28 protein-coding genes are annotated in these 23,687 nt (G+C 68.9%); 10 read left to right on the forward strand and 18 right to left on the reverse strand.

Going from position 1 to position 23,687, the window contains the following annotated elements:
• Positions 1 to 19: 19 nt before the first annotated feature.
• Both K6L26_RS03150 and K6L26_RS31625 read left to right on the forward strand, forming a co-directional pair.
• Positions 20 to 298, forward strand: a complete 279-nt coding sequence (locus K6L26_RS03150; protein ID WP_042791437.1) for a type VII secretion target — start codon at positions 20 to 22, stop codon at positions 296 to 298.
• A complete protein-coding gene (locus tag K6L26_RS31625) occupies positions 295 to 1,617 on the forward strand; it encodes a hypothetical protein (protein ID WP_245008675.1) in 1,323 nt (440 codons plus the stop codon). Before K6L26_RS03150 ends, K6L26_RS31625 begins: the two co-directional genes overlap by 4 nt.
• On the opposite strand, the gene K6L26_RS03160 is transcribed toward K6L26_RS31625, so the two are convergent.
• Complete coding sequence (locus K6L26_RS03160) at positions 1,614 to 2,123, reverse strand: hypothetical protein (RefSeq protein WP_221852602.1); 510 nt, start codon at positions 2,121 to 2,123, stop codon at positions 1,614 to 1,616. The genes K6L26_RS31625 and K6L26_RS03160 overlap by 4 nt on opposite strands.
• A 186-nt stretch (positions 2,124 to 2,309) precedes the next feature.
• On the opposite strand from K6L26_RS03160, the gene K6L26_RS03165 reads away from it, so the two are divergent.
• Positions 2,310 to 2,573 (forward strand): helix-turn-helix domain-containing protein, encoded by a 264-nt coding sequence (locus K6L26_RS03165; protein WP_221852604.1) that lies wholly within the window; start codon positions 2,310 to 2,312, stop codon positions 2,571 to 2,573.
• Positions 2,574 to 2,640: 67 nt separating this feature from the next.
• On the opposite strand, the gene K6L26_RS03170 is transcribed toward K6L26_RS03165, so the two are convergent.
• The 13 genes from K6L26_RS03170 to K6L26_RS03230 form a co-directional block, all read right to left on the reverse strand.
• The gene (locus K6L26_RS03170) at positions 2,641 to 3,279 is read right to left on the reverse strand and encodes a hypothetical protein (RefSeq protein WP_221852606.1); all 639 of its coding nucleotides are present in this window, start codon (positions 3,277 to 3,279) and stop codon (positions 2,641 to 2,643) included.
• An 83-nt stretch (positions 3,280 to 3,362) separates the two neighbouring features.
• Positions 3,363 to 3,521: a hypothetical protein gene (locus K6L26_RS03175; protein ID WP_221852607.1), complete on the reverse strand. Its 159-nt coding sequence runs from the start codon at positions 3,519 to 3,521 to the stop codon at positions 3,363 to 3,365.
• Positions 3,522 to 3,599: 78 nt separating this feature from the next.
• Positions 3,600 to 3,959 (reverse strand): hypothetical protein, encoded by a 360-nt coding sequence (locus K6L26_RS03180; protein WP_221852609.1) that lies wholly within the window; start codon positions 3,957 to 3,959, stop codon positions 3,600 to 3,602.
• Between the two features lie 36 nt (positions 3,960 to 3,995).
• Positions 3,996 to 4,421, reverse strand: coding sequence for a hypothetical protein (locus tag K6L26_RS03185; RefSeq protein ID WP_221852611.1), 426 nt, complete (start codon positions 4,419 to 4,421; stop codon positions 3,996 to 3,998).
• 14 nt (positions 4,422 to 4,435) lie between these two features.
• On the reverse strand, positions 4,436 to 5,098 hold the full coding sequence (locus K6L26_RS03190; protein WP_221852612.1) for a hypothetical protein: 663 nt from the start codon (positions 5,096 to 5,098) through the stop codon (positions 4,436 to 4,438).
• A gap of 23 nt (positions 5,099 to 5,121) precedes the next feature.
• Entirely contained in the window at positions 5,122 to 5,685 is a 564-nt protein-coding gene (locus K6L26_RS03195) for a hypothetical protein (protein ID WP_221852614.1), read from the reverse strand.
• Between the two features lie 69 nt (positions 5,686 to 5,754).
• Complete coding sequence (locus tag K6L26_RS03200; protein WP_221852615.1) at positions 5,755 to 6,867, reverse strand: hypothetical protein; 1,113 nt, start codon at positions 6,865 to 6,867, stop codon at positions 5,755 to 5,757.
• 93 nt (positions 6,868 to 6,960) lie between these two features.
• Complete coding sequence (locus tag K6L26_RS03205) at positions 6,961 to 7,467, reverse strand: hypothetical protein (RefSeq protein ID WP_221852617.1); 507 nt, start codon at positions 7,465 to 7,467, stop codon at positions 6,961 to 6,963.
• Positions 7,464 to 7,835 (reverse strand): hypothetical protein, encoded by a 372-nt coding sequence (locus K6L26_RS03210; RefSeq protein WP_221852619.1) that lies wholly within the window; start codon positions 7,833 to 7,835, stop codon positions 7,464 to 7,466. The genes K6L26_RS03205 and K6L26_RS03210 overlap by 4 nt, the downstream gene beginning before the upstream one ends.
• Before the next feature lie 50 nt (positions 7,836 to 7,885).
• A complete protein-coding gene (locus tag K6L26_RS03215; protein ID WP_221852620.1) occupies positions 7,886 to 8,749 on the reverse strand; it encodes a hypothetical protein in 864 nt (287 codons plus the stop codon).
• A gap of 21 nt (positions 8,750 to 8,770) precedes the next feature.
• On the reverse strand, positions 8,771 to 9,445 hold the full coding sequence (locus tag K6L26_RS03220; RefSeq protein ID WP_221852621.1) for an ATP-binding protein: 675 nt from the start codon (positions 9,443 to 9,445) through the stop codon (positions 8,771 to 8,773).
• A 19-nt stretch (positions 9,446 to 9,464) separates the two neighbouring features.
• Positions 9,465 to 11,450, reverse strand: a complete 1,986-nt coding sequence (locus K6L26_RS03225) for a helicase HerA domain-containing protein (protein WP_221852623.1) — start codon at positions 11,448 to 11,450, stop codon at positions 9,465 to 9,467.
• Positions 11,450 to 12,451, reverse strand: a complete 1,002-nt coding sequence (locus tag K6L26_RS03230) for a hypothetical protein (RefSeq protein ID WP_245008676.1) — start codon at positions 12,449 to 12,451, stop codon at positions 11,450 to 11,452. The genes K6L26_RS03225 and K6L26_RS03230 overlap by 1 nt, the downstream gene beginning before the upstream one ends.
• Before the next feature lie 247 nt (positions 12,452 to 12,698).
• Between K6L26_RS03230 and K6L26_RS03235 the strand changes: the two genes are divergently transcribed.
• The 7 genes from K6L26_RS03235 to K6L26_RS03265 all read left to right on the forward strand — a co-directional run bounded on the left by K6L26_RS03235 (position 12,699) and on the right by K6L26_RS03265 (position 18,163).
• A complete protein-coding gene (locus tag K6L26_RS03235) occupies positions 12,699 to 12,893 on the forward strand; it encodes a helix-turn-helix domain-containing protein (RefSeq protein WP_221852627.1) in 195 nt (64 codons plus the stop codon).
• A complete protein-coding gene (locus K6L26_RS03240) occupies positions 12,890 to 13,114 on the forward strand; it encodes a hypothetical protein (RefSeq protein WP_221852629.1) in 225 nt (74 codons plus the stop codon). The genes K6L26_RS03235 and K6L26_RS03240 overlap by 4 nt, the downstream gene beginning before the upstream one ends.
• A gap of 85 nt (positions 13,115 to 13,199) precedes the next feature.
• Positions 13,200 to 13,427 carry a hypothetical protein gene (locus K6L26_RS03245; protein WP_221852630.1) on the forward strand — a complete coding sequence of 76 codons (228 nt, stop codon included), beginning with the start codon at positions 13,200 to 13,202 and terminating at the stop codon, positions 13,425 to 13,427.
• Positions 13,424 to 16,357 (forward strand): bifunctional DNA primase/polymerase, encoded by a 2,934-nt coding sequence (locus K6L26_RS03250; RefSeq protein ID WP_221852632.1) that lies wholly within the window; start codon positions 13,424 to 13,426, stop codon positions 16,355 to 16,357. Before K6L26_RS03245 ends, K6L26_RS03250 begins: the two co-directional genes overlap by 4 nt.
• A gap of 477 nt (positions 16,358 to 16,834) precedes the next feature.
• Positions 16,835 to 17,329 (forward strand): hypothetical protein, encoded by a 495-nt coding sequence (locus tag K6L26_RS03255; protein WP_221852634.1) that lies wholly within the window; start codon positions 16,835 to 16,837, stop codon positions 17,327 to 17,329.
• A 7-nt stretch (positions 17,330 to 17,336) separates the two neighbouring features.
• On the forward strand, positions 17,337 to 17,792 hold the full coding sequence (locus tag K6L26_RS03260) for a GNAT family N-acetyltransferase (protein WP_221852636.1): 456 nt from the start codon (positions 17,337 to 17,339) through the stop codon (positions 17,790 to 17,792).
• 86 nt (positions 17,793 to 17,878) lie between these two features.
• Entirely contained in the window at positions 17,879 to 18,163 is a 285-nt protein-coding gene (locus K6L26_RS03265) for a helix-turn-helix domain-containing protein (protein ID WP_221852638.1), read from the forward strand.
• A 2-nt stretch (positions 18,164 to 18,165) separates the two neighbouring features.
• On the opposite strand, the gene K6L26_RS03270 is transcribed toward K6L26_RS03265, so the two are convergent.
• From K6L26_RS03270 to K6L26_RS03285, 4 genes are all read right to left on the reverse strand, one after another.
• Positions 18,166 to 18,369, reverse strand: a complete 204-nt coding sequence (locus K6L26_RS03270; protein WP_221852640.1) for a helix-turn-helix domain-containing protein — start codon at positions 18,367 to 18,369, stop codon at positions 18,166 to 18,168.
• 87 nt (positions 18,370 to 18,456) lie between these two features.
• Positions 18,457 to 18,873, reverse strand: coding sequence for a hypothetical protein (locus K6L26_RS03275; RefSeq protein ID WP_221852641.1), 417 nt, complete (start codon positions 18,871 to 18,873; stop codon positions 18,457 to 18,459).
• 12 nt (positions 18,874 to 18,885) lie between these two features.
• Positions 18,886 to 21,477: a DEAD/DEAH box helicase family protein gene (locus K6L26_RS03280; RefSeq protein WP_221852643.1), complete on the reverse strand. Its 2,592-nt coding sequence runs from the start codon at positions 21,475 to 21,477 to the stop codon at positions 18,886 to 18,888.
• Positions 21,477 to 23,615, reverse strand: a complete 2,139-nt coding sequence (locus K6L26_RS03285; protein WP_221852644.1) for a site-specific DNA-methyltransferase — start codon at positions 23,613 to 23,615, stop codon at positions 21,477 to 21,479. The genes K6L26_RS03280 and K6L26_RS03285 overlap by 1 nt, the downstream gene beginning before the upstream one ends.
• Positions 23,616 to 23,687 lie beyond the last annotated feature (72 nt).

Here is a 23,687-nt window from a genome sequence, read left to right on the forward strand (position 1 = left end):
TAGCCGGTTGGGGGATGCCATGGCAAACGAACTGGAAGTCGATGCGAGCGGCCTGCGTACCGCCGCTGCCAGCAGCGATGTCATCGCGGCGGAGTTGTCCACCGGGACCGTAGACGGTGGACGCGGCACGACCCCGAGCCAGGCCGGGGCGGCCGCGATCCTGACCGCCGCCCAGTCCGCCCGCACCCGGCAGTCCAACCGGATCAGTGGTCAGGCCGACGACCTCTCGGTGAGCGGCACGCGCTACGACACGACGGACGGAGACAGCTCCGACGCCATCACCACGGTGTCCGTGTGAGCCCTGCGGCGTCCACCGGTGGTGCGCTGCCGTCTCGGTCGGTGCTCGTGGACTGGCCGACGGAACACCTCGACAACACGGCGGCGCAGCTACGGACCCTGGGCAACCAGTCCGTCACGCTGTTCGACGAGCACCGCCAGAGCATCGCCGCTCCCGGCGGCACCACCTGGGAGGGCGACGCCAAGGACGCCGCGCTCGATCGGGTGACAGCCGACACCGCGGTGGTGCGCCGGCAGCGCGACGTTCAGGACGAGGCCGCCGACATCGCCGAGAACGGTGGCCACGACGTGCGGGCCGCCAAGCGTGAGGTGCTCGAAGCGATCACCGCCGCCGAGAACGACGGGTTCACCGTCGGCGAGGACTTGTCGGTGACCGACTCCCGCCGCTACGACATCACCACGATCGTCGAGCGGAACAGGGCCGCCAAGGAGCACGCCGAAGACATCCGCTGGTACGCCGAGCGCCTAGTGCAGACCGACTCCTTCGTCGGGGAGCGCCTGCAGACGAAAGCCGCCGAACTGGACGGCATCCGTTTCGAGGGCGAGGGCGACGGGCGTGACGGCGAGCCCACGGTGCAGCTGGTGAGCAACGAGTTCAAGTTGAACCCGCAGGACGAGGACGATCCGTGGGCGCCACACCCCGACTTCCCGAACCGCACGAGGAACGGGAAGTACGGCAAGGAGAACAGCAAAGACGGTGAGGCCGCGGCGAAGGCCGCGCTCGACGAGCGGGAGCGCAAGACGCATATCCCGCTCACGCGCCAGGAGGTGCGCGCGACCCATCCCGATGTGCGCCATCCGGACGGGACGCCGCAGTTCCGCTACTACGACGCCCTCGAGCCGACCGACAACCCCGATGAGTACCTCGGCATCGAGGCCAAGACGAATCCGAAGGCGCTACGGCGCGATCAGCAGACGTTCGACGCGGCGGTCACACCCGAGCGACCGGCGACGGCGGTGCTGAACGGACGTGAGATCAGGATCGTCGGCGCCCAGACGGTGTATCCGCCGGAGGGGTGGAAACCACCATCGGCCGAGATGGGACCGGGTGCCGGCGCTTCTGCGGGCGAGGCCACTGCCGGACCTGTCCCGAAGTCCGCCGTGGACGGCGGTGCTGGTGGTTTCGGCGGTGCCCAGGCCGAGGGCGCCGTGCCCGTGAGTCCAGCGCCTGCGAACGCCCCCAACTATCCAGGTTGGGGCACGCAACTCACGCCGCAGCAGATGATCGACAGCGGCGACCCGGCGTTGATCGCCGCTGGACAGGAGATCCGTCGCAGGATGGCGGAGCAGGGCATCGTCGACCCGAGCGGAATCGCCTAAGTCGTGGCCACCCCGCGCAAGTCGACATTCCTGCCGTCGGCGGTGTACCCCTCGACCGGCCGCAGCACGTAGCCGTCGGGGATGTCGCCCGTCTTGTAGTAGGTGTAGAAGATCTCGGTGGCTTCGTCGGAGGTGAACACCTCGGGCGCGCTGACGTACTCGGGACCGTGGGGCAGCTCGATCGCCACGTCCAGCGGCGGGTTCCCCTCGTGGACGTGGCCGATCACGTAGCGCACCCCGGCGACCCCCCACTGCTCACCGCCGGGCCGGCGCATGTCGAGCATCATCTTGTCGGCGCGACCTCCGGCCTGGAGGTACTCGGGGGTGTCACCGTGCCGGATGTCGTCAATGGTCTGTCCCGGAGGGAGCGGGGAGAAGGTGAGGTACCAGTTCTCAACGCCGTCCATCGCGCCGAGGGGTCCGCGGAACTGCAATCGCCCGGCTCCGCCGTCCATAGTCGCGGCGCTACCACCGGTGTACTCCATGACGTGAGTCGGGATCCCCATGGCAAGCCACCCTACCCGGCACAGGGGTGGGGTGAGGGTGGCGAAGTAGCTCGTAGAGGTCAGCGACCAGCAGGGCAATGCGTCGAGATGTAGACCGTACACCGACCTGCACTCAGCGCGACACGCCGAAAAGTACGTGATTCCGGCTCAGTTGGAGGTGTCCGAACTCCGTGGTGCGATAGAGACATGAGCGAGAACACGAGCCCCGACATCGCCACCGCGGTCGCCGCGTTGCTGGCCGCGGTGGGGCAGACGCAGTCTGCGGTGCCGGCCGCACCCGTCACGATGCTGACCGTGAGCGAGACCGCCGAGCTGCTGCGGTGCAGTGAGTCGCTCATCTACGCACAGCTCAAGGACGGCCGACTCCGCGGAGTGAAGGTGGGCAGGCGCCGGCTGGTACCCATGTCCGAGATCAACCGGCTGATCGACGGTGAGGCAGCGGCGGCGTAGTCCCCGTAGCGAACCACGGCAACAGCCCTCGACCCAAGCGGTCGGGGGCTGTTCCTGTGTCGGTGGGTCAGGCGGTGACGGCTTCGATCGCGGAGAAGGCCTCCATGACCTGCACGCGTTCCATGATCTCGCGCCACCTGTTGCCGATCGCCATCGCGATGCTCGCGCGGGTCGACTCGTCCAGCTCCTCGCGAGCGGCGGCGGCCACAGGATCGCTCTCGATCACTACGTCGATCACGGTGGTGGCCGCCGGATCGGTGAGCCCATCGATACCCGCGGCGAGCCACCGGACGTGGGCTACCGCGAGCGCGGCGGCGAACGCCAGCGTGGCGGTCGACGCGTCGGGATCGGTCTCCGCGAACAACTCGACGGCGGCGCGGCGGTACAGCACCTCGGACTCGGTCAGCTCCGGAACCTCGGTCACCGCCGCGAGTGCGGCGACGTCACCCCACACCTCCTGCAGCCAGTCCTGGAGCGTGAGCATCGTGAAGGGACCGACCTCCGCAGCGGCGGCGTGCGTCACCGGGTCCGTGCTCAGCTTGTGGATCAGCTGGCACGTCACCGTGGTCCCCTCGGCGTGCGCGCGGTGTCGTGCGGCGGCCACTGCCCCTGCGTACGCGGTGACGGCGGCGGGCGCGCGGCTGTCTCGGGCGATGGCGTAGGCGGCGAAGCGGAAGGCGGCGATGTCGAGGTCGATGTTCGTCATGATCTGTTCCTTCTTCTTGTGGTCCGGCAGTCGGGGCCCGGCACCCGCGTTCGGTGGCGGATGCCGCACCCTCACCGCCGGGATCAGCGATCGGCGTCGTCGGGGTCGCCGGTGGTGACGACGAACGGCTCGGGCTGCTCGCTGGCGTAGTGGCCGAACGGATCGCCGCCTGCCGGCACGGCGCGGGCGTCGGGATCCGGCGTCCAGGTGCGCGTCAGGTTCTCGTCGTTGGGGTCGGTCATGGTTCTCTTCCTTCTCTCTGGTCCGGCGGACCCCGCACTTCACGTCACCCGCGACGTGAAGCACGGCCGCGCGTCGGGTCAGGCCAGGTCGCTCGCTCCCCGGGATCCCGCCTCCGCGATCGCGTTGCGCAACTGGCTGCGGTACCCGATCAGCATCTCGGTGAGCCCGGGCAGCTCCTGTCCCGCGCCGATCTCCGCGGCAGCCGCGAGCAGACACAGCTCACTGTCGGTGTGCCCGCTGCTAACCAGGTCCACGAGGCGGAGGTGGGGCTCACCCCAAGCGATCTGCGCGGCGCGGCTCGGCGGCAGCGAGACGTTCTGGATTCGCGCTTCCCACACGCGGCGCAGGCGCGTGGGCAGGAACGGATCGTCGGGGCTGCCACCGCGGGCGATGAACGCGTCCAGCTGCTCCTCGGGGGTGGCGTTCGGGTCGATCATCATGTTCTTCTCCTTGCTTCTCGGGGGTCCGTCGGATCAGCTGCTCGGATCGGTACGGCAGCCGGTGACGGCGGTCGTGGCCTCAGCCGGAGCCGCCTGGAGCGGGCCGTCACCGTCGTTCTCCGGCAGCGCGTAGGTCCGTCCGTCGACGCGGAGCACCCTGACGCAGCGGTCGCCAACCGAGACCCGATCGGTGACGACCGCGGGGGTGCAGGCGTCGCCGACACCGTCGACGCGGCGGAGCTGCTGGTCTCCCGCCGCGGCGGTCCAGGTGCGGCCGTCGAACGCGACGACCGACAGCTGGCACTCGTTCCCGACCATGCGGTGCGCTGCCGCGGCGGGCGGGGCGACGCCCTCTCCTTGACGCGGCGTGAACGCGAGCGTCAGCAGCACTCCCAGCGCGAGAGCGAGCGCTGCGACGAGGGTCGTACGGCTCGCGATGATGCTTCGGAACTTGCTCATGCTTGTCTCCTGTCTCAGTTCGCCGGCACGCCCGGCACGGTCTCGCCGTTGGTGCAGCCGTAGCCGCGCTGGATCTGCGACAGCGCGTCGCCCTTCGCACTCGGTCCGGTGGAGCGGTTGAGGAACCACTCCTCGTCGCCGACGATCACCGCGACGTTGCAGACCGAGTTCAGGCCGTCCGGGATCGCGTAGATGAACGGCTTCCCCTCACGCCGCGCAGCCGCGGCCGCTGCGGTGTCCATCGCCGTGTCGGGAGCCGGAGCCGGGATGGAAGCCGACGGGACACTCTCGCTCACGCCGCAGCCGTAGGTCTGCAGCCGCTCCGCCATGAGCGCGTTGCCGGCGACCCGGACGGCGGACTCGTTCAGGATCCACGGCCGCGCGTCGCCGGGGAGAAGCAGCGCCGAGTGGCACGCCTCCACGCCGCCGTCGGGCAGGCTGACCAGGAACGGCTTGCCCGCTTCGAGCGCGGCACGGGCGGCGGCGCGGTCCATGCGCTCGGCGCCGTACGGGACGACGCGGCGGAGTGCCTCGTCGGCGGACGACGATGCGGCGGTCGCGCTGCTGCTGGTCGACGCCGCCCTGGTCTCGGTCGGCGCACCGCACGCGGTGGTGAGCATGGTCGCGACCGCGAGGGCGGCGACGCCGACGGGGGCGATGTACTTCTTCGTGTTCATGGTGTTCTTCTCCTTGTTCTCGATCAGTTCGCGGTGCGCAGTGCCACGCCGCGTTCGGGGATGGCGTCGGGGATGACGAAGACGACGCCCTGGACGCGCACGAGATCGCGGGAACCCTGGCGCCAGCGGTACGGCGTCGTCACGGTCGGATCGTCGGCAGTGGGGACGTTCGCGAGCTGGTGGCAGGTGCGGTCGGACGCCGCACCCGGATGGAGCCGGAACCACTCCTCGTCGTCGCGGGCACGAGTGAGCGCGCCCTCGCCGCGATACAGGGGCCAGAGTCCGGCGTCCCACGTACGCAGGTACCGGCATCCGTCGCGGTAGGTGAAGGCGAACGGCAGCGCCTGGCGTGCCGCGTCCTCGGCTGCGACGCGGTCCACGTTCGCGGGGAGAGCGAGGACACCGTGCATATCCAGATCCCGCTCGGCGACCTTCATCTCGGCCTTCTTCACCTCGAGCTCGTCGTACGGCGAGGCCGAGCTGCTCGGCGCCGCGGCGGGCTCGGCGGTGTTGGTGCCGCACGCGGCGAGGGTGATGGTGGCCGCTGCAACGACCGCGGCGAGGGCGTTGTGCTTCTTCGTGTTCATGTTGTCCCTTTCGTGGACGGAGTGGGGGTTGCACCCGGGTGTCGGTGGGTGGCGTAGCGGAGGGTCTGGTTAGGCGAAGGCTGGCTCGGGCTCGGGCTCCTCGGCGGCGTCCAGCTCGCGCGCCGCCGTGACGATGCGCTGCACCTGGCTGTCAGTGAGTCCGGTCTTCGAGGCGACGACGCGGTTCGATTCGCGGTTCGCCTTACCGCGAAGCACGCGGTGCACCGCGTCGAGCGGGGCGGTGGTGCGGCCTGCTTCGACGAGCCGCGTCGCGCGAACCATGAACTCGTCGTCGTCGTCGTCGTTCGCGCCGTGGTCGGTCGCGGTCTGCGTCGCGGGTGCAGCAGGGGCGTGCGTCGCGGCGGGTCGAGGAGTCGGCACCGCAGCGAGCCGCCGCGACGTGGCCGCTCCGTCGCCGTGCTTCGCGGCTGCGTCGCGCGAATCATCCCTGGTCACGGGGATCTCGACCGTGTCTGCGTCGCGAAGCGCGTCGGGCTGCGTCGCGGGTTCCTCGGGCGTCGCGTCGGTGTGCGTCGCGAGCGCCGCGTCGCGAACGGAGTCGGTCTGCGTCGCGGCGGGAGCGGGTGCTGCGTCGCGCATCGCCGCGGCTTCGGCCGGGTACGTCGTGGGCGACTCGTCGCGACGCGGCGGTGCGTCGACGCGTCGCTTAGTCGCCGCTGCGTCGCGACGGAGCCCCCGATCGACTGCGTGACGCAGGCGCTGCGGCACGCGAGGCGCTGCGTCACGCGCCACCTCCTCCTCGCCGAGCTGCCGCGGCCGGAACAGGGCCACCATGCCGAGGCCGGTGATCACCAGCGCATCGATGCCGACCGGCAGCATCGGTGCGGTCCACCAGCTCATGTTCGCCATTCGGCCGAGATCCGAGATCGCCGCGAAGCTCATCGAGAATCCCGTGACAAGGCCCGCCGTCGCCGCGAAGAGGACAGCGCCCCACCCCCATGCCCAGCGGGCGTGGCGCGAGCAGAAGACGACCGCCTCCACGCTGAGCGCGAGGATCAGCGGGGGGATCGACCCGACACCCATCGTGAGCCACAGGGGGGCGGAGCCCGAGGTCAGGTAGGCGTGCGCCGCGTTGCATCCGAGCGACAGCAGCACGCTGATGGCCAGGAGGCCTCGGGCGTAGCGGTACGCGGTCCGAGTACCTGAGGTCGAGGTGGTCATGGTGTCCCTCCTGGGCGGCTGCCTGATCGGCTCTGCGATCGGCTTCGTGCGTGGTTCGTGGCTTGGTGATCGGCTAAGGGATCGGTTCGTCGGCTAGGCGATCGGCTCGTCGATCCATTCCCGGCTGCTGGATTGGCTTCCTGATCGGCTAAGCGATCGGTTCAGGGCGCAGGGCTCCGAGGCGACACAAAACCCCTGGTCGAGGCCCCGCGAAACAGTGGCCGTGGGCCTCCAGCCGTACGGGGCGTCCGGGTCGGGCACGACGTGGTGTCCACGCAGGGCCCGCAGGTAGGGCGGCATGCGTCGGGTGAGGGTGGCCGTGCTGACCCCGGATCGGCGGGCAACGTCCGCGGCGGACATACCCCCGAGGATGCAGGCGGCGGCCAGCTCGATCACGGCGTCGTCGATGGAGCGCTCGGCCTGCCGGGCGGCGACCAGGTGACCGCGGCGCGTCTCCACGTCGACCGCGGGGTCGGCGGCGGCCTCCAGCTGCTCGGTCACCGTGGCGGACAACTCGGCGATCCGGCGCAGAACCTGCTGTTGGATCGCGCGGGACGCGGCGGCGTTGCTCGGAGTCGGTCGACGGAAGCGTGCCATCATGCCACCGCCTTCGTGGGACGGGCTCGGTACAGGAACTGGGTGAACGAGGCCAGCTCGGACTCCTCGGCTTGGACCACCTGCTGGAGGGCGGTGCGTCCGAAGCCGAAGCCCGCGCACACGTCGTCGGGGCTGTCACCGCTGGTGATCTGCAGCAGTGCGGCGTTGCACCAGCGGAGGCGATGCCGCTCCTGGTCGGAGCGCCAGGCCTTGATCGCGGCGAGCACCGTGTTCGCGTCGGTGGGAACCTCGCCGGCCTTGAGCAGGCCGGCGGCGGCGGCTCCGTGACGCCTGCCCAGGGTGCCCGCGAACTTAGCTGCGATCGCGGCCATCTCGGCTGCGGTCTCGGGGTTGACCTTGCGGAACGCCATTGCTTGTCCTTTCCTGCTAGACGGTCTGAGATTTCTGATGCGGGACGGTCTTAGAACTGAGGTGCGGATTGCGGGACGGTCGCGCTGTCTTCACGCACGCGCACGTTGGGTGCCGTTTCCTGGATTCCGGTGATCGCCTCGGCCACGGCGGCCTCGACCAGGGCCTCGTCGAGCTCCTCGGTGGGCGCGTATCGACCCACCTCGGCGGGGGCGACGCTCCAGGTGCCGTCCCCGTTCTCGATGAGGTCCGCGTGTCGGGCGTGCGCGAGGGGCTGTCCGGCCAGACGGCGCTGCAGCGTGTTCGGGTGCACGCCGAGCGCCTCGGCCACACTCATCCGCCGGACTCCACCGAGGACGAGACACGCCAGCACGGGATCGAGCGCTGCGTCGAGTGCGGACCGCGACCGGTGCAGGTGCAGCACCGCTTCGAGGGCCGCATCGATCACGGCGGCCTCGGGGACCGCTCCCTGACTCACCGTGCTGATCGGACGGAGAGCCGCGGCGTAGGTACGGCCGAGGTCGCGGGCGGCGGTGATCAGCGACTCGCGGGCGGCACGGATCGACAGCTTGTCCTTCCTCCGGAACATGCCGAAGTGCAGCTCGGGGGTGATGGGGGCGGCGGGAGCAGGTGCGGCGAGGCGGTCGGTGAGAGTCGAGTGACGGATCGAGAGAAGGCGCGCCAACTTGGTCGAGCTGATGCCGGCAGTGACGAGCTCGCGGAGGAGTCCGGTCACCGAGGCGTCGAGGGCGGGCTTCGCGTCGATCAGGTGCAGCGCCGCGGTCAGGCCAGCCTCGACGGTGGGCGGGGCGTCGACGGTGCGGCCGGCGACCTCCGCGAGCGGGCGGAGGGCGTCGAGGTGCGACGCGCGGACGGCGTCGGCGGCGGCGATGATGGCGTGGGTCTGCATGGTCATGCTGTTGGTCTCCTTCGCGGATCAGCGCCGGGGAGTGGCGGGGACAGCGGCGGCGAACGTCTCGGGAAGCAGCGGCGTGAACGCGGTGGGCTGGCCTGCCGAGCCGACGACCACGCCCGAGAAGCGGTCGCCCTTCGCCGACTCCGCCGCCGCCGCGACGTCGGGCCACTGCGCCTCCGAGAAGAGCCGGCTGACGTGTCGGGTCACCTTGCCCAGGACGATCCGGTTCGACATCGCCATCAGGAGGTCGGTGTTGATGCCGACCGTGCTCTGCGTGGCGAGTAGCAGGTGCACGTCGCTAGCGCGGCCCATGTTCGCGATGCGGCGCAGCGTGGTCCGGGTCTCGGGCGACATGCGGTGCTCTGCGTAGACCCCGAAGTCGTCGATGCAGAGGGCGATCGGTCCTCGCTCCGGATCCGGGGTGCGCTCGGACCGGCGGTGCCGCAGCTCCTCGTGCACCTCGGCGATGAAGTCCTCCACGCCGGCGTAGATGCCTTCGACGAGCAGCACCTTGCCGTTGCTGCCGACCTGCCGCTCGAGGGCGCCGGCCATCTGGCGGAGCAGCGTCGACTTACCGCAGCCGGCGTTGCCGGCGAGGATCAGGTTGGGGTGCCGGCGAAGATCGACGGTGATCGGGTCGCCGTCGTGGGTCGAGCCGATAGGGACGGTCAAGGTGGCGTTGGTGTTCGTGATCATGGTGGTCTCCGTTCGTGGGTCAGTTGACGTTCTGGAAGGCAGCGGACAGCGGTGCCGATCCGGGGTTGTAGGCAGGGCTGGTCATGTCCCAGGGCGCGGCGTCGGGGTCGGGTTCCAGCTCTCCGGTGACGGGGTTCGGCCGGTCGAGGACGACAGTGCCGAGGTCCTCGACGGTGCCGTCCGGCTCGAAGGACTTGTCGCCTTCCCAAGCCCCCCACGACTGCCACGCACCCCGCGCCCCGGGGACGTCGTCACCGGTCGGGAACTGGTGCCCCCACCGCTTGAGGCGCGGGGTACCTGCGGTGTCGCGAGCGAACTTCGCGGCTTGCTCCGCGTCGTTGTAGAACGACTGGAACTGCACGACCTCGGCGTCGTCGGCCATCACGATCCCGCGGCCCTTCTGGCCCGGCAGGATCCCCTCACGCGCGGCCTTCGCGGCGTCGCGATCCTGCTCGTCGAACAGTCTCTGGATGTGCGTATCGGAGGCCTTGCCGAGCACGGCGCGGATGCTGAGGTGCTCCTTCACCTTGTTCGGGAGCGCCGCGACGTAGACATGCTGTCCGGCCACGATCAGGTGCACGCCGTAGGCGCGGGCCTTCGCCCCGATCTCGCCGAGCATGTTCACGGTGGCTTGCGCCTGAGCCTTGGCGACCTTGTCTCCGCCGTCGCTCAATGCGGTGTTCAGGAACTCGCCCATCTCGTCGAAGATCAGGACGACGCGCGGCCAGAGGATGTCGTCGACGCCGAGGCCCCGGTCCGCGAGCTCGTTGGCGACGGCCGCGCGGAACTTGTAGAGCTCGCGGAGTTTGTGCACGGTGGCGTGCATCAGTGCGGGAGTCGCAACGCTCAGGTGCGTGATCCCCGGGACGTTCTCCTTGTAGAGCGACCGAAACTCCGGCGTGCCCTTTGCATCTGCAAGCCACACCTCGGCGCCCTGCGCCGCGAGGCTACGCGCGAGGATGACCATGGTGGTGCTCTTGCCGCTGTTCGTCATGCCGAAGATCGCGGCGTGCGACCTGTCCTTGAGCCGCGGCGCGACCACCTCTCCGGTCTCGGTCACGCCGAGGAACAGGCGCACCTCATTGCTGACGGCGTATCGCTCGGCCTCGGTGCGCGGCAGCCAGAGACGGCCCGCGGAGAGCGGGTTCGACGTGGGGAACGCACGCACCAACGGCTTCGAGTTCAGGTGGATCGTCGGCCGCAGTCCGTCGCCCACCGTCACAGTCAGCTCCGGCATCGCCAGCGCCGCGCGCAGTGCGGGCTCCGCTGCGATCACGTCGCGCGGAAGCATCCCCGGCGGCAGCGTCAACGTCACCGTTCCGCCACGGTCGTCGGATCCGAACTCCCGCTGCGGGTACTTGATCTCGCCGGTCTTCGGGTCGACAACGCGGAGGCCGACGAGGTCGAACAGCTCCTGGTGATACTTCCCGCCGCTCGTCGCGCTGCGGTAGAACGCGCGGGTCTTCGGGTGCTCGCGCCAACCGTTCGTGGTGTCGAAGGCGTTGGTGCGGACGAGGAAGAACTTGCGCTTGTCCTCGCCCGGTTCCACCTCGTAGTCGCCGAGGTTTTTCCGGCGGGCGGCCTCGGCGAGCATCGTCTCCGCGACAGCCTTGCGTCCCTCGCCAGCGAGCTCGGCGGGCACGGTGACCTGAACGTAGAGGGTGTCCCCTCGGGTGAAGACCTCAGCGCCGAAGCGGGCGTCGAGGCCGAACGCGGCGTGGTCACCGCCGAACAGCGCGGTCTCCCAGGCGTCGATCACCCAAGCCGGACCGGTGAGCTGCGGAGCGGCATCCTCGGTGCGAGGGCCTTGCGGGCGTGCCGCACGGATCTCGGGGAGCAGCGCCATGTACCGGTCGGCCGCGGCCCGTACCTCGCCGTCGTGGTCGGCCTGGCTCCGCTGGGGTCGGTCGGCGGCGGCGGGCTTCTTCGCGTCGGTCTTCGACGTCTCCTTCGCCGGCGCCGCGGTGGTGGGCGTCTCGCCGAACAGCTCGTCGAACCCGGACATCAGCTCCACCTCGGATCGACGCGCGGGCCCTGTACTTCCTCCGCTGCGGGAGCGGTTGCCTGCGTCGCGGCGGGTGCGTCCATGGACAACACGGTGATAAACCAGTCGCGCGCCGCGTCGCGCTGGAACGGGGTCGCGCTCTCTACACGCGCGGTGCGCAGTAGGTGGTCGCGGACGCTGTCCAACTGCTTCGCACCCACCGTGTAGTCGCGGGTGTCGACGGCGACCCACGCGTCACCGGAGCCCTCGATACCGTTCACGCGCACGACGGTCGCGGCGGGGGTGAACACGCCCTGCTCGTCGGTGTCACCGAGGCCGGCGAGTCGGCACGCGTCGACCCATGCCCGCTCGATGCGGGTGATGTCACCCGACCGGCTCACGGCTGCGGCGAACGCAGTGCCCTGGGTCCAGGGCACTGCCCATCCGAAGGTGGCGTACCGCTGCAGATCCTCAGGCGCGGTTGCGGGGGCGGCCGGGATCTTCGGCGCAGGCATCGGGGGCGGGGCGAGACCGACGTTGTGGGGGTCGTAGACCTCTCTCGGCGGGACCTGTGCGGCGGCCTCTTCGTGCGCAAGCTGGACCGCGGCGGCATGTGCAGCCTGGGCGATCTGACGGCCGCGGGCCAGCTCGGCCTCGGAGGCCGCGGCCTTGTCCTTGGACGTGCCGCTCTTTACGGCGGCGACGATCGCGATCACGGCGGCGACGGCGATCACGAACAGGATCACGCCGGCGTGCTCGCTGAACCACGCGCCGAGACCGCCGCCCCCGCTGGATCCGCTTCCGGTCGAGCTGGTGGTCGGAGTAGGGGTCTCCGTGATGCACACGTAGTCGCCGCCGCCCTCAAGCGTGCGGCACCGTACGACGGGCTCTGCGGACGCAACCGGTGTGTTGAGCGTCGCCACTGTGACGGTCGCGAGGGTGAACCCGCAGGTCAGAAGGCTGGCGCGAGCCGGGGACGTGACACTCAGCGTCTGGGAGCTGCGGTGGAGGCGGTTGATCATGACGACCATGCTGGCCCGTTCTAAGACCGTCGCGCAATCAGTGAATGCGCTGGTCAGGGGCGTTTCTGGCGTACTTAGGCGGTTCGTGACGGCTGGTGTCGCAACATGTCGCGGCCCGAAAAAGTTTCCGGCGCGACACGCCCCTGACCAGGGGCTGGCGTTTGAGTCGTCTCCCGGTGGCGGTCGCTGACATAGTGCTGCGGCACACGGCGTCGCCAGGCGTCTGAAGTCGGGAGAAAGGACCGAGATGAAGCAGAGGATCGGCTACCGGCCGGCCGAGATCGCAGCGGGAACTGGATTCAGCCTCCGCACCATCCAGCGCAAGATCGCAGACGGCGAGCTCGTCGCGCACAAGTGCGGGAAGGCGATCCTTGTCTACCCGCAGGACCTCCAGGCCTGGCTCGACGCCATGCCCACCGTTGCGGATGGTGCCGCCGCGTGAGCACCGAAGGAGTCCGCGCCGCCGCCGAGTGCCTGTTCCGCGCCGCCCATCCCGGAGACCGCAACGGTGCGCTGATCGCCGGGTGCCGAGCGGCTGCACGCGTCGCGCACGTGGATCATGCCCAGGCTTTCACCATCGGGGCACTTGCCGCCGAGGAGCGCGCACGGGCCGCGGCGATCGACGCATGGCTCGACTCGCACTGGGCGCGCATCGCGTCCTGACCCAGATACGAGACGACCCGGCGCTAGCGACGCCGGGCCAGTTCTCGAATGTCCACCGCTTCGACCAAGAAACAGAGGAACGAACATGACTGTACCTGTCACCACTCGTGAAGCAAGTCCGGCGCACGACACGCCGACCCCCGAGGTGGTCGCCCACTCCATCTCCGAGCTCCACGACCTGCTCACCCGTCCCCGCGCGGAGGGTGAACCGCTGCACGTGCGGCTGGAGGGTCCGGCCGCCGCCGAGCTGTTCGGAGTGGGGGTGGCCGTCACGGTCGCCGCCACCGCCGGCGGAGAGGCGGTGACGCGATGAGCGAGGTTCCCTTCACCCCCGCCGAGCACAGGGCGATCGACGCGAAGCTCGCAGACCGCCGGCCGATCAACGCGGCGTGGGCTGCGGGGATCGCCGACGCGTTCCACGCCCTGCCCCTCGAGCGCGCCAGGAAGCGCCCGGTGAACCGCGGGTGGCCGACCGCCCCCGCCCTCACTGAGGCCGCGCTCGCGTGGCACCTCGACCAGGGTGGCAACGTCGGCGCTCTCCTGGGTGCCAGTGGTGAGCGCGGCTTGATCGCCTGGGACGCGGACAACGCTGCTGCCGCAGAGGCGCTCGAGGCCGCGGGTTACACCCCGTTCGCGATCCCGGCCAACGCGCTCAACCCCAACCACAGCAAGGGCCGGTTCGGTGGCCGGCACTTCTTGTGGTCGGTTCCCGCCGAGTGGGGCGTGTCCGGCGTGGAGCTCACCGCACCGCGTGCGACGGTGACGCTGGCGAACGGTGGCACCGTCGACGTGCTCACGGGCGCCAAGTTCATCGTGCTGCCGCCGAGCTACTTGTGCGAGGAGGGGCACCTCAACCCGTACAACCCTGGTGCGGGTTGGACTCCCTCGCCGCCGCCTCTGCCGGTGGAGTTCTGGCCCGACTGGGTGCGCCCCGAAGGCACTCCGGAACCGCCTGCCGAACTCGCAGCGCTGCGGGTGGACATCCGCAAGCGCACCGCGTTCGAGCGGGCGGAGGAGCGGATGCTGTCCGCCGGTTCGCGCGAGCTGACGGAGCTGATCGACGGCGTGCCGATGGCGACGTGGCTGGCGATGGACGACCAGCGCTACATCGAGGTGCTCGACACCGTCGGCTCTTGCGGTTGCCCTAAGGGCCGGTTCAGCCTCCAGAGCAGCGCGACGGGCATGGAACTGCATGACGGCTGCGCCTACGGGCGCGGGGTGCACGTCTACAGCGGCACGCTCGCGGCGCACCTCGCCGGCAACGGTGAGACCCGCGATCACATGTCGTGGCCGGACTTTATCGCCGCCTTGTACGGGCGGTCGTTTCGTGACGTGGTGCGCGACGCCGGCATCGAACTGCGGGCCGAGCGTCAGGAATTCGACCACATCACTGCCGAGGAACTGGATCAGGCCGCAGGCGAGGCCGATGCGCGCGGGGATACGGCGCGGGCCGAGGAGCTGCGGGTCGCCGCGGCGAAGCAGAGGGCGGCGGTGATGGCCTACGCGGAGCAGAACGGTGAGGTGTTCCTGACCGAGGCCGCCGTGGGTGGTGTGCCGGCTGCCCCGATCCCCGCAGTGGGAGCGGCTCCCCGGCTGACCCTGATCGAGGGTGGCACTCCGCTGCAGTCCGCACCCGCAATCGGAACGCTGGGAGGTGGTGTCGCGGGTTCGCTCGCCTTGAAGCCGGTGCCTGACGCCGTCGCGACGGTCGCCGCCGAGCCCGCGGTGGCTCCGGTGGTGGTGCCCGCGGCGGAACCCGCCGGTACGAGTCAGGTGGGGTCCGCCCCCGAGACCGCGGTGGAAGCGCCGGCCGCTGATGACCCGGCGGGCCGTACGCAGGCGGTGAAGGATCGTGCGCGCGCGGCGCTCCATCACTCGGTCGAACCGGAGCTGCTCGACCGACTGTTCTGCACCCCGCAACTCAAGCGCGTCCGGAAGCGGGCGGAGGAGGGTCTGGCACCGCCGGTGTTGGCGCTGACCGCGGACTTGGCGGGCGTCCTGTCGCTCGTGCCGCCGACGACGCGCATCCCGCCGATCGTGATGAACCGACAGTCCGGGTTCAACGCCATCTACAGCTCGGTGGCCGAGTCCGGCGGCGGCAAGTCCGGCACCGCGACCGTGTCGTTCAACCCGGTGGCCGGCGCGGTGGGCTTGCCAACGCCCTTCGTCCCGCCGTGCATGCCCCTCGGATCGGGGCCGGCGATGGCGGAGCTGTTCGTGACCATGGAGAAGGACAAGGAGACCAAGGAGCGGTACCCGGTGGTCCACAACGACAGTGCCCGGGTCTACTGGCCGGAGATCAGCCGGATGGACGCGACGAAGACGCAGTCGGGGTCCACGCTCAGCGCCGAGATGTGTCAGGCCTTCTCGTCGGAGGAGCTTGGGTCGCTCACCAAGACGAACTGCGCCTTCGCGTTGCCGCACTCGTACCGCCTGATCATGGCGATGGGTAGCCAGCTGGCCACGGCCGGCGCAGCGCTCGACCCGCTGAGTGCGCTCATGGGACTGTCCCAGCGCGTGTGGTGGGTGTGCGGCGAGACCTTCGATGTGCCTGTCGAGGGGACGCCCGAGTTCGAGGAGTGGGCCGAGCGCATCCCCGACAGCATGAACAGCGACAACGACGGACTGGTCGACCTCCCGATCCCGGCCTTCCCCGCTGGGAACGTCCCCGTCGATCGAGAGGTGCGCATCGAGGTCCGCAAGATCCGCATGCGCCTGCAGGCCGCGAAGCGCGATCCGGAGACGGCGCTCGAGACGCACACGGCGCTGATCCGTCTCCGTTGGGCCTTCGCCGCGGCGGTGTACCACGGAGAGGCGCCCGCCATCACGAAGAAGTGGTGGGACTGGACCGCGATCTTCGAGCAGCATCACCGCCGCGTCCGCCGTGCGTGCCAGATCGCCCAACCGCTTCTGCGCACCGGCGAGGCCGTGCAGGCGGGGATCCTCGATGACATCCGTTCCTCGACCCGTGAGGCCGCCCAGCATCGGGATGCCAAGCAGAACCTGCTCCGGTGGGCGCGGGCGCAGCACGCGGCGGGGAAGCAGTTCACGGCCGCGCAGGGCGCCAACAGCGGCAAGGCCGGCTCCTACCGGCGCCAGCACGGCGCGCAGCTGGTGCAGGAACTCGTAGAGGATGGTCTGCTCGGCGTGCAGCTCGTGCATGTCCCGCAGGTGGGCGGCGAGGTCGCCTACCACGGACCCACGCAGCTCGGCCTGGACATCGACCTGGACGCCGTTCAGTAGCCCCCGCAGCGGGTTGGCGACAAGCCCCGTCACGACACCGTGGCGGGGCTTGTTGCTGCTCTCCGACGCTGCTTGTTCGAAAGTCTCGCTCATTCGAACGTCTGATCCCATGGAACCCATGGACCCATGGACCCTCCCCGCTCTATCGCAACATGGAACCAGCCTATTAATCGATGAATTTCTCTTCTACCTGCAGAAACGCAACTTCGTGTGGAATCGCAAACCCGGATTCGCGTTACAGCGGGGGGTCCATGGGTCCATGGGTCCATGGGTCCAGGGGATCGGAAAACGACCTGAATCCAGCGGCGTTGTTCGACTGATCGCAGCTGCGACTTGTACCTGTCGACCCCGCTGCGGGTGTGGGTGTGGCGCCCTGTCGCCGACACCTCGAACCTCGCCGCGACTGTCGTAGTCACCGACTACCCTGACGCCACCGCGCGAGCACTCCGCCCGCCACCACCTACACGGAGGCATCCCATGACACTCGACGAGCTGCGCACCCTAGTAGCTGACTCCACCGCGAGCGACTGGCACCGCATCCTGAAGATCGGCCCCACCTACCGCGACCGCTTCGGCTCCTGGAGTAGTCCCGCCGACGGAACCTCGGGCGTCGACCATGACAGCCATGTCGAACTGGCGGTGTACCGTCCGGACATCGACCTGACGATCGCCTACGGGATGGCCGAGAGCCAGCGCGATCGTGACCTGAAGTTCGAGTGGTCGGAGAACTTCCCGGACTCCAACATCCGCGAGATCAGCCTGGTCGACTTCTTCTGGCGCGGATCGCTCGTAGACAGGCTCAACTACGTCCACGTCGACGGGGCCCGCGGCATCCTTCCCCTTGGGAGTGGACACCAGGGACTGCGCATCACCGGGTACGAGCTGGCGGTGGCGCGCCTGCTCAGCGACATCGGGGACTACCGGGAGTTCGACCGGTACTACTCCTCGGTGCCGTTCGAGCTCCAGGACTGACCCGGCCGTGCCACTCGAACTCGTCGACCTACGCCGCGGCGGTGCGAGTCGATACTCCTGGGTGCCGCCGTTCGACTTCGATACCGCCTACGAGAACGAGCGGTGGTGGGACGACGTCCCGTACCTGTTCGACGACCCCTGGTACGTGAAGGTGATCGAGGACGGTGCCGAAGTCGCTCGCGTCGAACTCGACGACCCCGGCGGTATCAACCCCGAATACGCGAACGTGCCGGAGCTGGGACCGGAGCGGCTGGAGATCCAGTTCTTCGAGGTGTCCACCGCCGCACGTGGTCATGGTGTCGGCACCCGGGTGGTGCAGGCGTTGCAGCAGAGGCATCCGGATCGGCGGCTGTTCGCGTACTCGGAGGAGGCGCACAAGTTCTGGGCGTCGCTCGGCTGGGAGAGGTTCGACCACCCAGAAGGTGAGCAGTTCCACCGGCCGCTGTTCATCCAGCCGACGTAGCCGAGCTCCTCGTCAGATCGGACCTCGCTTCCCCCACCCCGGCGCGCCACCAACCACGTGGCCACCCACTCCTGAAGCATGGCTGTGTGGGTGACGACGAACAGCAATGGACACCGAAACGAGTCACGACGGCAGACGCCGCCGCTGGCGCAGTGCTACGCCGCGTACGTGAACGGGCCGGACTGACGCTCGACCAAGCCGCGGAGGCGTCCGGCATCTCCAAGCCTGTCTTGAGCCGGACGGAGCGTGGTGAGCGGCCGGCAAGGGTGACCGAGCTCCTGCCGCTCGCCACGGCGTACGGGGTGACCGCAGCTGAGCTCGCAGCTGCGATCGCGGCGGACCCCGCGGTGCAAGCCGCGGCGATGCAGTAGCTCTACCCGTCACTCTTCGGCGCTGGCGGGTGGTACCTCTCGGCGATCAGCCGCGCGATCTCGCGGCTGGGGATCAGGGTGCGGTGCCCGAGGCGCATCCCGACAATGACGCCCTGCCTCTTCAGCCGGAAGAAATGGGTCCGCGAAATGCGCAACCGTTCGATCGCCTCGGGGATGGTGAGCAACTCGTCGCTGCCTGGTTCCATGGCGCGACCGTAGGACGAAACGCACGTGCATTGCGAGGTCTCCTCCGGTGCCGCTGCGGATGCAGCGGCACCGGTGGATGCATCCGACTACGCCAGGTGCCGACGCACAACCTGGAGGTCCCGCGCTCGGTCACGGTCGATCTTCCGCGACCTCAACACGAACTTCGATTTCTCGATCACCACCAGCCGTAGTCCATGCTCAGGGATCAGCGTGCGCTTGCGTTCGTCGTAGCGGCGGCGCTGCTCACCGCGACCCATCCCCGAGACGGTCTGCCGGCGGTCGAAGAACGGGGACGGCTGCGAGTGCTGCTCCTCCTGGAACTCGACCACAACTTGTAGGTCCGGCCAGTACCCGTCGACGGGGAGCTTGGTCCCGCGCGGCCGTGCCGGTGACGGGTCGCCGCGCAGCCAGTCGAACGTCGCCTGACGGATGCCGGGTACGCCGAGCACCTCGTCGCACAAGTCGAGGGTGTAGTGCTCGTCGGAGCCTGCGCGGCGGGCCATGGTGCGTTCTGGTCAGTAGTCCACCGCGGCGTCCGACTCGTACAGCGCCTTCGCGTCCGTTCCGGCCCGCACAGCCTTGCGTACCGACTCCTTAGTCAGGTCCAGCACCCGTAGCGTGTCGCCGACCTTCGCGACCGCCTCGATGCGGCCGTACTCGGAGCCGAACGTCTCCGCGAAGTCGGCGAGGCCGCGCAGCTTCGGCATGGCGTCGGACATGTGGTGCCCGTGCGGGTCCACGATGTTCGCGGCGATCGTCCCGTCAGCGCGGCGGGAGAAGAACAAGAAGTCCGGCCGTAGCGCCTTGAACGTGCCGCTCGACGGGTCGCGGTAGGCGATCGCCAGCGAGTCCTGCGCGGTGCGTGACGGGTTACGCCACCAGGCGACGAAGCCCGCGGCCTTCATCTCCTGCTCCAGGACCAGCGTCTCCCAGTCGTTGAGAGTGGTCGGCACGTCACCGTTCTCGTCGCAGAGCAGGTGGTGCTTCTGCGTCGGGAGGTCGGACTCGTTGCCGGCGGCGTCACGCACCTTGGTGTCGGCCTGTCCGGTCCGGGGACGTGTGAGCAGGATCGGCTGCGGCTGGGTCGTCATCGATTCCAGCTCGTCGTAGACGGCCTGCCGCTCGTCGGTCAGTCCCTTGCGCTGCACCCGCGTCTGCTGCAGCCAGTCGGCGGCGAGCTTGTTCGCTTCGTCGTCGATGTCCTCCGCGACCTCGGGCACGAGAGCCAGCGCTGCGAGTTGGACGGTCGCGTCGCGGAGCTCGTCATCGTCGGCGTCGTCGCCGGCGAGGTGCCCGACGTAGGTCCGCGCGAGGTCGGCGCTGAAGATTCGGCCAGCGGCCCGGTATGCGTCCTGAATGGCACGGTGGTCGGCGGTGTCGGTGAAGGCCTTGCGGGAGATGGCGGTGTTGCTGTGCAACTTGCCGCGCAGCTCCTCGCCCTCCATCGTCATGACGTCCTTCACGGCGGCGTCGATCTTGTCCTTGTACTGCACCCGTCGCCCGTCGAGGACGGAGTGCAGGTGTGCGTGCGCTTGCTTCCCGGCGTCGGTGATCAGGTCGTCGTCGGAGAGTGCCTTGGCGATCGCGGTGAGTCGCTTAATGGGCTTCGCGGCGCGCTTCGGGATCGTCTGCGACGGCAGCATGTCGAAGCGTTCCCAGACCTCCTCGGGCACTTCCGGGTTGGGTAGCAGTGTCACGGGGTCGAACAGAACGCGCCGGCCCGGGCCGCCGCCGGAGTCACCGTCACCACCGCCGGTGGCGCCGCGCATCAGCTCCTCCGCGACAGCGGTCGCGGTCTTCCGGTCGAAGAACGGCAGCAGGCACTCCACGGAGTTCAGCACCTGGTTGCCGGGGATCCGGCGCGCCAGCGGGGTGCGCACCATGCGCCCGAGTAGCTGCGTGATGTGGGTGGGGTCAACCGCAGGCCGGAACGAGACGAGCACCTCAGCGCGTGGACAGTCCCAGCCGGTGCTGATCGCCGTCTTCGCGAACAGCACCCGGATCCACGTCTCTTCCTGCACCGTCTCCGGCGCCACGTACGGAACGGGGACTTGGTTCACCGACAGGTCCTGGTGCTCGCCGAAGACGTTCGCGAACGAGGCCGTCGGCAGGTCCGTCCACTCCTCGAAGACCGCTTCCACTGCCCGCGCGACCGCGGTCTGGGTCGCGGCGGCGTCGCCGTCACGGACTTGCACCACCAGGAGTGGCACGACGGGGTCCGTCTCGCCTTGCTCCGTCGCGTACTGAGCCCACGCCTTGGTGCTGGCGATCACCTTCCTCACGGCACGCTTGAGCAGCACGGTGTCGAACGTGCCCGACTCGCTGGGGATCGACAGGACGATGTCGTCCTTGAGCAGACCCGAGGCCTGCACCAGAGCGGAGTCCACCTCTACTGGCGGCAGTGCCACCCGCCCCTGCGGGGAGTCCTTGAACGCGTCCTCGAAGTTCTGCGTCGTCGCGGAGATGCCCCAGACGATCGGCATCGGTGGAGTGGTTCCGTGTCCGTTGACCAGACGCTGCACGATGGTGGTGCGGTCGCCGGAAGAGTTGTTCCACCCGCGGTGCGCCTCGTCCTGGACGAAGTAGAGCGTCAGCCGCTCGTCGGCGATCGTCTCGGCGATGACGTCGTAGATGTTGCTCTGCACCTCGTCGGGGCGAGGCACCAGTGCCATCTCATCGATGTCGCCGTTGCGGTCCCCGCGGACCAGCCGGGCGCCCTTGCTCAGCTTCTGCGCGTTGAGGAAGTAGACGTTCCCCGGTCGCAGCTTCGGCTCGTTGAACGTGGACTCGATGATCCGCAGTCGCGAGTCGAGCTGCTCCCCACCGGCGGCCTGGATTCGTCTCCGCGACTGCTCGTTCAAGCTGGGGTCGTCACTGAACCAGAGCACCACGGCGCCCGGGTCTGCAGCGAAGTCGAACTCGTCGCTGCCGAAGAACAGCGCCTCGATGACGGCGGCCGCCATGACGGTCTTGCCGGCGCCGGTCACGGCGGACAGCGCGAACCTCGACTTGGAGCCGAACTGCTTGTAGAGGGTGCGCGCCTGGGTGAGGTTGTCGAGCACACCCGCGACGGCACCGACCTGGTAGTCCTTGAGCGTGTACTCCATCAGGCGAACCTCCCAGAGTTGATCTCGAAGTTCCGCAGGTACGACTCGTAGAGCTGGACCGGTCGCACGCCCTTCGGCAGTTCTCGGCACACCATCTGGAAGGCGAGGTCGTCGTCGGTGACGATGTACACCATCGCCACGCCCGGCGTCTTCTTCACCTCGGTGACGAAGCGGGCGGCGGTGTCGAGGTCGTCGAGTACGCCGTACACGTTGGTGAGGTCCCAGCCCTTGTCGCCGATCTCGGTGATGATCGGTCCGCGCGCCCCGGCCCGCAGCCAAAGCATCGGCGCGATCCGGGCGAAGGCACGGTGGTGGGCCACCGACAGCGGTCCCTCGTACGTCAGGGTGAAGAACGCGGCGTTCTCCTCGAAGCCCTCGGACATCGGGAACTCGTCGTTGAACTTGTAGTCGCCACTGATCGGATCGCCCTCGGGTGTCTTGCCCGTGATCGCGGCGGTGATTCGCGGCTTGGTGATGTAGTCGCAGATGCCGAGCTTTTCCCAATCGGCGTCGCCGGGGCGAAGTCCCTGCCTGCGCAGCCGAGTCTGTTCCTCGGCAGACACCTCGTTGTTCGTCACCGAGATGCACTGCCGGCGACCTCCGTCCTCTCGGTTCAAACGCATCACTGCGTGTGCCGTGGTGCCGGAACCCGCGAAGTAGTCGAGCACCGCCGCTTCCGGCTTGTCGACTAGGAAGAACCGTAGGGCGTCCTCTACTGCGTATAAGGCCTTCGGGAACGGGAACTTCCGACCCGGGAGCAGGTTGCCGAGGAGCCGGGTTCCGCTATTGCCCGCGTCGTGGCTCGTGATGCGCCAGAGGTCAGTCGGGACGAAGCGCGGTTGGTAGTCCGACGCGTCGGTGACCACGGACCCGTCGGGGCGGCGACCGAGGATTGGAAACGTCCCGTCGGTCACCTTCCTCGCCTCGCCCTGCTTGAGGTAGTAGACAGTCGTGCTGCCCTCACGCCAGTTGCCCAAGCGGGCGTGCCCGGCTGCGATTAGGCCCCGCAGCACACCGGGACCGATACGCCAGCGACCTTCACTGCGATCCTTCCGAATGGGCCATACGGCCACGCAGCCCTCCGGCACCGCGACGTCCCCACGTTCAATGCCAATAGCCGCGTCGCCTACGGAGTCGAAGACAGGGCCGTCGGGGGTGTTGCGGACGAAGACTGGATAGAACTGGTTAGGGCTGTCCTCGCGCAACGAATCGGCGCCGCTCCTGATAAGGCGGCTCCAGTAGATGTCCTGCTTGTTCTTGGTGCGAACCGGATTCCATTCGGCTTCCAGTGGAAGTGCCACAGGGCGGCTGGCGCCGAACTGGACGAAGTAGAGGTACTCGGCTGATCTGCCGAACGTGCCCTTTCTGGTTGCCCCCGCGGCGTTGATGGAACTCGACACCATCGTGACGCGCCCCTCGGGAAAGGTCTGCTCCAGCAGAAGTCCGAGCCGCAGGTACTCCTTCTCGTCAATCGTGACGATGAGGACCGAGTCGGCTGGATTGAGCAGCTCACGGGCGATCAGCAGCCGCCGCTCCATCATCGCGAGCCACTTCGAGTGCCGGTAGTCGTCGTCGGCCTCGACGTAGTCGTTGTTGTACTTCCAGTCCTTCGCGCCGGTGTTGTACGGCGGGTCGATGTAGATGGCGTCGATCGCGTGGCGATGCGTGTAGGTCAGCATCTCCAGGGCGTGGAAGTTCTCGGCGTTGATGACCGTGTGGAAGGGCTTGTCGCCGCCGCGTTCGACGCGACCGGTTTCGATCAGGCCGGGGTAGATGTGGTCCCGGAACTCGGCGACGACAACCAGATCAGCCACGAGCGCGACCATGGACTCGGGCTCCTCTACCTGCCCAGCCTCGACGAGCTTCGCGGCACGGTTCTCTCCCCGTCCCTCGAACCCGGTTACAGTCCACAGCCGCTGGTCGCCCCGGGATCGGCTGCCTCGCGGCGGGAGGATGTGCACCTTGTCGCCCTTACGCACCGGACGACCGGCGAGCTCGACGGCCTCGGGCTGGTGTCGCTCGAAGACGAGTCCGAAGGAGCGACGCTTCGTGAGGGCGCGGAACTCCCGTTCCAGGTCAGCACCCAGCTGGGAGTCCGCAGCCTTTGCCTGGCGGATCAGATCGGACAACCTGGACACGCGTCAACTCCTGGTAGAGAACCCATTCCAGGTAACCGTAAACGAGCAGCTCGCGGGCGGAGTCGTTACCCG

It is taken from the genome of Mycobacterium farcinogenes, assembly GCF_019739075.1.
Classification (GTDB): Bacteria; Actinomycetota; Actinomycetes; order Mycobacteriales; family Mycobacteriaceae; genus Mycobacterium; species Mycobacterium senegalense.

What these genes read in the sequence shown, in the direction of transcription:
- K6L26_RS03230 (WP_245008676.1), bottom strand. Translation starts at nt 12,451, where the DNA reads ATGATCAACCGCCTCCACCGCAGCTCCCAGACGCTGAGTGTCACGTCC.
- K6L26_RS03235 (WP_221852627.1), top strand. Translation starts at nt 12,699, where the DNA reads ATGAAGCAGAGGATCGGCTACCGGCCGGCCGAGATCGCAGCGGGAACT.
- K6L26_RS03280 (WP_221852643.1), bottom strand. Translation starts at nt 21,477, where the DNA reads ATGGAGTACACGCTCAAGGACTACCAGGTCGGTGCCGTCGCGGGTGTG.
- K6L26_RS03205 (WP_221852617.1), bottom strand. Translation starts at nt 7,467, where the DNA reads ATGATGGCACGCTTCCGTCGACCGACTCCGAGCAACGCCGCCGCGTCC.
- K6L26_RS03185 (WP_221852611.1), bottom strand. Translation starts at nt 4,421, where the DNA reads ATGAGCAAGTTCCGAAGCATCATCGCGAGCCGTACGACCCTCGTCGCA.
- K6L26_RS03195 (WP_221852614.1), bottom strand. Translation starts at nt 5,685, where the DNA reads ATGAACACGAAGAAGCACAACGCCCTCGCCGCGGTCGTTGCAGCGGCC.
- K6L26_RS03190 (WP_221852612.1), bottom strand. Translation starts at nt 5,098, where the DNA reads ATGAACACGAAGAAGTACATCGCCCCCGTCGGCGTCGCCGCCCTCGCG.
- K6L26_RS03200 (WP_221852615.1), bottom strand. Translation starts at nt 6,867, where the DNA reads ATGACCACCTCGACCTCAGGTACTCGGACCGCGTACCGCTACGCCCGA.
- K6L26_RS03255 (WP_221852634.1), top strand. Translation starts at nt 16,835, where the DNA reads ATGACACTCGACGAGCTGCGCACCCTAGTAGCTGACTCCACCGCGAGC.
- K6L26_RS03250 (WP_221852632.1), top strand. Translation starts at nt 13,424, where the DNA reads ATGAGCGAGGTTCCCTTCACCCCCGCCGAGCACAGGGCGATCGACGCG.
- K6L26_RS03275 (WP_221852641.1), bottom strand. Translation starts at nt 18,873, where the DNA reads ATGGCCCGCCGCGCAGGCTCCGACGAGCACTACACCCTCGACTTGTGC.
- K6L26_RS03270 (WP_221852640.1), bottom strand. Translation starts at nt 18,369, where the DNA reads ATGGAACCAGGCAGCGACGAGTTGCTCACCATCCCCGAGGCGATCGAA.
- K6L26_RS03210 (WP_221852619.1), bottom strand. Translation starts at nt 7,835, where the DNA reads ATGGCGTTCCGCAAGGTCAACCCCGAGACCGCAGCCGAGATGGCCGCG.
- K6L26_RS03220 (WP_221852621.1), bottom strand. Translation starts at nt 9,445, where the DNA reads ATGATCACGAACACCAACGCCACCTTGACCGTCCCTATCGGCTCGACC.
- K6L26_RS03215 (WP_221852620.1), bottom strand. Translation starts at nt 8,749, where the DNA reads ATGACCATGCAGACCCACGCCATCATCGCCGCCGCCGACGCCGTCCGC.
- K6L26_RS03170 (WP_221852606.1), bottom strand. Translation starts at nt 3,279, where the DNA reads ATGACGAACATCGACCTCGACATCGCCGCCTTCCGCTTCGCCGCCTAC.
- K6L26_RS03245 (WP_221852630.1), top strand. Translation starts at nt 13,200, where the DNA reads ATGACTGTACCTGTCACCACTCGTGAAGCAAGTCCGGCGCACGACACG.
- K6L26_RS03160 (WP_221852602.1), bottom strand. Translation starts at nt 2,123, where the DNA reads ATGGGGATCCCGACTCACGTCATGGAGTACACCGGTGGTAGCGCCGCG.
- K6L26_RS03225 (WP_221852623.1), bottom strand. Translation starts at nt 11,450, where the DNA reads ATGTCCGGGTTCGACGAGCTGTTCGGCGAGACGCCCACCACCGCGGCG.
- K6L26_RS03175 (WP_221852607.1), bottom strand. Translation starts at nt 3,521, where the DNA reads ATGACCGACCCCAACGACGAGAACCTGACGCGCACCTGGACGCCGGAT.
- K6L26_RS03180 (WP_221852609.1), bottom strand. Translation starts at nt 3,959, where the DNA reads ATGATCGACCCGAACGCCACCCCCGAGGAGCAGCTGGACGCGTTCATC.
- K6L26_RS03165 (WP_221852604.1), top strand. Translation starts at nt 2,310, where the DNA reads ATGAGCGAGAACACGAGCCCCGACATCGCCACCGCGGTCGCCGCGTTG.
- K6L26_RS03150 (WP_042791437.1), top strand. Translation starts at nt 20, where the DNA reads ATGGCAAACGAACTGGAAGTCGATGCGAGCGGCCTGCGTACCGCCGCT.